We start from the raw sequence: 6,000 nt of genomic DNA on the forward strand, positions 1-6,000 counted from the left end.
CCGGATGAAGGCCAAAGGCCGGGTCCGGGGGCATCTTCCCTTGGACCACGCCTTCCCCAGATTTTGCTGCGCTCCATCCGGGCTACACTTGTAATCACCCATCATTCATGCCGCCGAGCTCACTCCATCAAAGGCCATCCCCCCATGCGCCTGACCCAACAGCAACGCGAACTCATTCTCCAATCCGTCCATAGCCGCCTTGGACCGGAAACCCGCACCATCCTCTTCGGCTCACAGCTTGACGACCAGCGGCACGGTGGGGATATCGACCTCCTGCTCGAACCCCCCACCATGCCCCCGCTCCTCCAACGCGCACAACTCAAGCTCGCTCTCGAAAGCGCCCTGGGCCGACCGGTCGATCTTGTCATTCACCCGCTTGATCGTCCCGCCACGCCTTTTCAGCAGCTCGCCAGACTCCAAGGGGTTGAACTGCAATGACCCAAGCCATCCTCCAGGCTCAACGCACCCACCTTGCCCAACTGCTCGACGCCATCCAACGCAGCACCTATTACCTTCATGCCACGGAGCAACGGCTTCCCTGGCCTTTGACCGCACCCCTCCTGGAAGCCCAAAAGAAAAACGCCGAATGGTTTGAGACTCTGGCCGCCATGAACGAGCGCTTCGCCAAGCTTCAGGACATCCTTGCCTCCGCCATGCGCCATACCGCTTTGCTCATGGGCGAGCCCACCGACACCTTCCTTCAAGTGCTCGCCTGGTTCGAAAAACAGCGGGTCATTGATTCGATTGAACAGTGGCAACTCCTTCGCACCGCGCGTAATCTCGCCGCCCACGACTACGAAACCGATTACGAACAGATTGCTGAACACTTCAACGCCTTACACGCCTTGGCCCCTGTCCTTTACGCCACGGCCGGAAGACTCGTCCGTATGTGCCAGCAACACCTCCACCTCACCCCAGCACGGGGCGATTTTGCCTCCGAGTTCAACACCATCACCCTGAGCAACACCTAACGTCACTCGAAGGAAAAGCCACAGGCCGGAATCCGGGAACCCTCGCACGGACACGCCCCCCGTAGGAGGCCCGCCCTCGGGCCGACACCTGTGTGGCACGCCTGTCGCGGCGACACGCCTCTCCTACAAGGGCGAATCAGGCGCGTCGGCCAAGGCCCGCTCACGGCGCTCCGTCAAACCATGACAAAGTCATGGTCAAATTCTGACAAACCCTGTCACATCCACCTCACCGCGCACCTACACAGCGCACACGCCCCAGCGCTCCAAACCCCAGTCCCATGCACCCTTCATCAAACCGTCAAACAGAACCACCACACTTGGCATGGCTTGTGCATGATTCCTCATGCCAACCCAAACCATCCCAACGGAGGCACACCATGAACATGATGAAAAAGGCCCAACAAGGCTTCACCCTGATCGAACTGATGATCGTGGTTGCGATCATTGGTATTTTGGCGGCCATCGCCCTGCCGGCTTATCAGGATTACACCGTGCGTGCTCGTGTATCCGAGCTTATGGCTGGCGGCGCAGCTGCTAAAGCCACTGTAGGTGAGAATATTGCCAACCTCGGCGCAATTCAGGCAGGAAGCTGCCGGGGGGTTACCACCATTGGATCAGGAGATGGTCTGAAGAGCCTCCTGTCCCTTGCTTGCAATGACACTACTGGTGCAATCACACTCACTGGCACAACTGCTGCAAAAGGCGTAGTCCTTACCCTTACCCCCACCCTGACCGCGAACGGAGTGGTCAACTGGACGTGCGCCGTGAGTTCCGCCGCAAACAACAAGTACGTTCCGGCCGAGTGCCGCGTCTAACCCCTGTCGATGCAGCTTTAACCTTCGACAACCCCGCTTCGGCGGGGTTTTTTCGTGATTGAGATGCCATGAAAACGGCACTGCTCTGGTTGGCGTTGCTTTTAACCCCCAACCTGGTGTTCTGTGCGATCGCCGATGACCCTGTCGATGCAATCATCCGCAGCTTGCCGGCCTCCCTCGCCCTCGTTACAGCGCTGCTTGCCTGGACTCGGCGCCCGGCCTGGGTCTTAAGGCTACTCAGCCCCTTCTACCTCCTTCTGCCCTTCGAGCTTTCCTACATCATCGAATTCGGACAACCCACGACACCGCATATTCTCGCCGTGGTTAGTGAGTCGAATCCCATTGAGGCCATCGAATACCTGGGCCTACTGCCCATGCTTGCCTGCTCAGCCAGCGGTTTCGTCCTGTTCTTCACCACGCTGAGGCTAGCGAGTAAAACACCGACCATCCCTCCCTCCCGTTATTTGCGATGGCTTGCGCTTGCAAGCCTGGTGCCCATGGTCCAGTACGCCTGGCTGGAGTGGGACTGGGCCCAGAAGAAGCCAGTCTTCGACGCACAGGCTGCGCAAACCTCCCTGGAGTCGCTCATGACCACCGAGCTGGCCTCACCGCTCGGCGCCACCTTGAGTGATAGCTACCCGTTGGGGGTAATTTTCCGCGTTCGCGATTACCTTGCCGAGCGCGTCCGGCTGCGCGCAGCCGGCGAGCAGATCAAGTACTGGGACTTCCATCCCCAGCGCACCCTTGAAGTGGATGCTGACGAGGTTTACGTACTGGTGATCGGTGAATCATCCAGCCCCGCGCATTGGGGCATCAATGGGTATGAGCGCAATACCACCCCCAAGCTTGCGGCAACAGAAAACCTGGTGAGCTTCCGCAATGTGGTATCACCCTTCTCCGCCACCCGCCTCGCCGTACCCATCATTCTGACCGGCAAGCAGGATCCTTTCACCCATCGCGCCCCCCTCGGCCAGGCCTCTGTGGTGAGCCTTTTTAAGCAAGCAGGATTCAAAACCTACTGGATCTCCAATCAAGCCCCACTTGGGCTGCATGACTCCATCATCGCCGTGCACGCCTACGAGGCCGACAAAGTGCTCTACACCAACGGTGTCGACTACACGCAACAGGGGAACCACGACGATGCCTTGTTGCCCATTTTCGAGCGTTTCCTTCAGGAGCCGGAACAGCGCAAGTTTTTCGTCGTCCATCTCCTCGGCAGTCATAAGGCCTATGCCCAGCGTTATCCGGAAACTTATGACCAGTTCCGCCCCTCGCAGAAGCAGGATCCTTCCGATGAGCGCGCGGAAACAGTGACCAATACTTACGACAACACGATCTTATTTACCGATCACATCCTTTCGAAGCTCATCCAGCAGCTGCAAGCACGTCCCAACAGCTACGCAGCGCTGACCTATGTCTCCGACCATGGAGAGAACATTCCTCAAGGCGCATGCACGACGAGCGGACATGGCCACGACAATGAAGCCGATTTCCGGGTCAGCGCTCTCGCATGGTTTTCCAACAGCTATAGGAACGCGCACCCGGATATCATGAAGCGCCTGCAGGAGCGGATCGATGCACCACTTTATTCAGCGGGCGTGTTCCACGCCTTGGCGGATATCGCGCACATCGAGCATCCAGCTCATGATCATAGACTGAGCTGGGTCTCGGAGGCTTTCGCACCAGGCCCACGCTGGACCTTGGCGGTACCTGATTTTGACCATGCCATGAGGATGGAGCCATGCGGCAAACTCAAGATGCCCTGATCGCAGCCATGGGCGCGTTGTTCCTGATTTCTGGCGCTTGCGCGCTGGTCTATCAGGTCGCCTGGCAGCGCATCCTGTTTGCATCATTCGGCGCCGACCTGGAGTCTGTAACCATCGTGGTCGCCGCCTTCATGCTTGGCCTTGGCGTCGGCGCGCTGGCGGGAGGTTGGCTGTCCGACCGTCACCCCTCCCGCACATTGCTGCTCTTCGCCCTTGCCGAGGGGGGCGTGGGGGTATTCGGATTCCTCAGTCCAGAGTTGCTGCGCTGGGCAGGGGAGGCCATGATTCACGCCCCGCTGCCTGCCATCGCAGCAGTGAACTTTGCCCTTGTTTTGCTCCCGACGCTACTGATGGGAGCCACGCTGCCGATCCTGGTGACCGACCTCGCCCGGCGCTGGACGAACATCGGCAAGGCAACCGGCGCACTTTATGCGAGCAATACTCTTGGTGCGACCATTGGGGCACTGCTCGCCGGCTTCGCCCTGTTCTACTGGCTCACGCTGGACACGGCCATTCGCCTCGCTGCGTTGGGCAATCTCTCCGTCGCCGCTGGGGTATCCGTACTTCTCCTCACCTATCCAAATCAAAGCAAGGTAGCCCCATGAGGATGACTACGCTTGCCTGGCTGACGTCGGCTTTGGTCGGTTTTGCCAGCCTCGGTCAGGAGATTCTTTGGGTGCGGATTGCCGGATTCGCCAATGGCAATTCGCCACAGACCTTCGCCCTCGTCTTGAGTCTCTTTCTCTTCGGCATCGTTCTTGGGTCGCTCGCCGGGAAGCGCGCCTGCGAAAACCGTTTGCTGACAGCCATCCGCACCTTTGGTGCACGCAGTCTGGTTCTCTCTGGAATCATCGACCTCGCCACCCCCTGGTTGGTCATGCAGGCGGCTGGCGGGCTTTTTCTCACGCCACTCATGAGCTGCCTCATTATTGCCACAGCCGCCAGCAAAGCTGCCCTCTTTCCAGTCGTTCACCACTTGGGGGGGCACCTCGGTAGCGCGGACACTGGCCGCTCCATCGCGCGGGTCTATTTCGCCAACATCGTCGGCGCAACCCTAGCCCCTTTGCTTATTGGATTCTGGTGGCTTGATCTGATGACGAGCCAGTCACTGATGCTCGCACTTGGGGCCATCATGCTCGCTACTGGGGGCATGATGGCCCCCCAATTCTCATGGCGCCTAACGCTGGCCCTGTCGGGGCTAGCCGTGCTGTCCACAACGGTCCTGATGCCCCGGCAGACCGCACTGCTGGAAGCTCTTGCCGCCCCCTCGCCCGGACAGTCAATCGGATTCTTACTTGAGAACAGGCACGGCATCATTCATACCCTAGTCCGCCCTGACACCGATGAGGCCGTCTATGGCGGCAACATTTACGACGGCAAGATCAATATCGGCCTTATCGATAACAGCAACAGAATCGACCGCGTATACCTGCTAGCCGCCTTGCACCCACAACCACGCAAGATACTGGTTATTGGTTTATCCGGCGGCTCGTGGACGCGTGTGCTCGCGGCCTTTCCGTCCGTCGAGCGTATCGATGTCATCGAAATCAATCCAGGCTATATCACACTCATACGCGGACGCCCAGAAGTGGCACCCATTTTGCGTGACTCGCGTGTGCATATTCACATCGATGACGGTCGCCGCTGGCTGCGCCGAAACGAAGCCGAGCGTTTCGACCTTATCGTCATGAATACAACATTTCACTGGCGCGCCTTGATAACAAACCTACTTTCATCAGACTTCCTCAATTTAGCTCGCACCCACCTCGAACCTGGCGGTATTCTCGCATTCAATGCTACCGGCTCACCCGACGCACTTAAAACAGCTGCCGCAGTGTTTTCGTTTGCCTATCGGTGGAAAGACAGCAATTTCGTCTACGCTAGCGACCATAACTTCACCACCCCCGATCCTATCCTTGCACGGAATCGTCTGAGCGAGGTGCTTTCCAACCTTCAGATCAATCGCGCGCATGACAGCGCGCACGCATCAGAAGCGGTCAGCACCTTGCTGTCCAAGGGGTGGATTGACGTCGAGGATGAGGAGAGACTTGCAGGGCGGCCGCTTGAGGTGATTACCGATCAAAACATGATCACTGAGTACCGCTATGGTCGCGTGGTGTGGTGGTAATTGTCACATCCCGTATTCCGCTCGCGCTCTATCCGGGCTACGGTGTTTCGCTCAAGTCAGCAAAGAGACTTTCGACCTCAAGCTCCATCTCAAGACAGGCGAGATAAAACCGCCCCTGAAGGTAGAGCTCATGGGTCGCTCCGGGGTAGCGGAAGACCTCGACCCTGCGGCGGTCGGGATTGATCACGAGGTACTCTTTCAGCCCTGAGAGGCGGGCGTAGTTGAACCGTTTCTCGAACAGGTCAATGCGCGCAGTGGAGGGGGAGGGTTCTACCCCGTTTTCACGGACGGTTGTAAAAGGCTCAAGAATTTCTGATCCT

At 58.5% G+C, this 6,000-nt stretch carries 7 protein-coding genes; 5 read left to right on the forward strand and 2 right to left on the reverse strand.

Annotated features, from left to right (window positions below):
- Positions 1-231: 231 nt before the first annotated feature.
- Positions 232-435, reverse strand: coding sequence for a hypothetical protein (locus tag V6D91_RS10045; protein ID WP_347320117.1), 204 nt, complete (start codon positions 433-435; stop codon positions 232-234).
- Here V6D91_RS10045 and V6D91_RS10050 point away from each other — a divergent pair.
- The 5 genes from V6D91_RS10050 (at position 435) to V6D91_RS10070 (ending at position 5,680) form a co-directional block, all read left to right on the forward strand.
- Positions 435-971 carry a hypothetical protein gene (locus V6D91_RS10050; RefSeq protein ID WP_347320118.1) on the forward strand — a complete coding sequence of 179 codons (537 nt, stop codon included), beginning with the start codon at positions 435-437 and terminating at the stop codon, positions 969-971. The genes V6D91_RS10045 and V6D91_RS10050 overlap by 1 nt on opposite strands.
- Positions 972-1,348: 377 nt before the next feature.
- Positions 1,349-1,786, forward strand: coding sequence for a pilin (locus V6D91_RS10055; RefSeq protein WP_347320120.1), 438 nt, complete (start codon positions 1,349-1,351; stop codon positions 1,784-1,786).
- A gap of 68 nt (positions 1,787-1,854) precedes the next feature.
- Positions 1,855-3,552 (forward strand): phosphoethanolamine transferase, encoded by a 1,698-nt coding sequence (locus V6D91_RS10060; protein ID WP_347320121.1) that lies wholly within the window; start codon positions 1,855-1,857, stop codon positions 3,550-3,552.
- A complete protein-coding gene (locus V6D91_RS10065; RefSeq protein ID WP_347320123.1) occupies positions 3,528-4,157 on the forward strand; it encodes a fused MFS/spermidine synthase in 630 nt (209 codons plus the stop codon). The genes V6D91_RS10060 and V6D91_RS10065 overlap by 25 nt, the downstream gene beginning before the upstream one ends.
- 2 nt (positions 4,158-4,159) lie before the next feature.
- Entirely contained in the window at positions 4,160-5,680 is a 1,521-nt protein-coding gene (locus V6D91_RS10070; RefSeq protein ID WP_347320125.1) for a hypothetical protein, read from the forward strand.
- A 37-nt stretch (positions 5,681-5,717) separates the two neighbouring features.
- On the opposite strand, the gene V6D91_RS10075 is transcribed toward V6D91_RS10070, so the two are convergent.
- Positions 5,718-6,000: Uma2 family endonuclease (locus V6D91_RS10075; protein ID WP_347320127.1), on the reverse strand; the 283-nt coding region annotated here is incomplete at its 5' end.

The organism is Thiofaba sp. EF100 (assembly GCF_039822285.1).
Taxonomy (GTDB): Bacteria; Pseudomonadota; Gammaproteobacteria; order Halothiobacillales; family Halothiobacillaceae; genus Thiofaba.

Excerpts from the sequence above, each read along its gene's own strand:
- V6D91_RS10050 (WP_347320118.1), top strand. The coding sequence starts at position 435 with ATGACCCAAGCCATCCTCCAGGCTCAACGCACCCACCTTGCCCAACTG.
- V6D91_RS10055 (WP_347320120.1), top strand. The coding sequence starts at position 1,349 with ATGAACATGATGAAAAAGGCCCAACAAGGCTTCACCCTGATCGAACTG.
- V6D91_RS10060 (WP_347320121.1), top strand. The coding sequence starts at position 1,855 with ATGAAAACGGCACTGCTCTGGTTGGCGTTGCTTTTAACCCCCAACCTG.
- V6D91_RS10065 (WP_347320123.1), top strand. The coding sequence starts at position 3,528 with ATGCGGCAAACTCAAGATGCCCTGATCGCAGCCATGGGCGCGTTGTTC.
- V6D91_RS10070 (WP_347320125.1), top strand. The coding sequence starts at position 4,160 with ATGACTACGCTTGCCTGGCTGACGTCGGCTTTGGTCGGTTTTGCCAGC.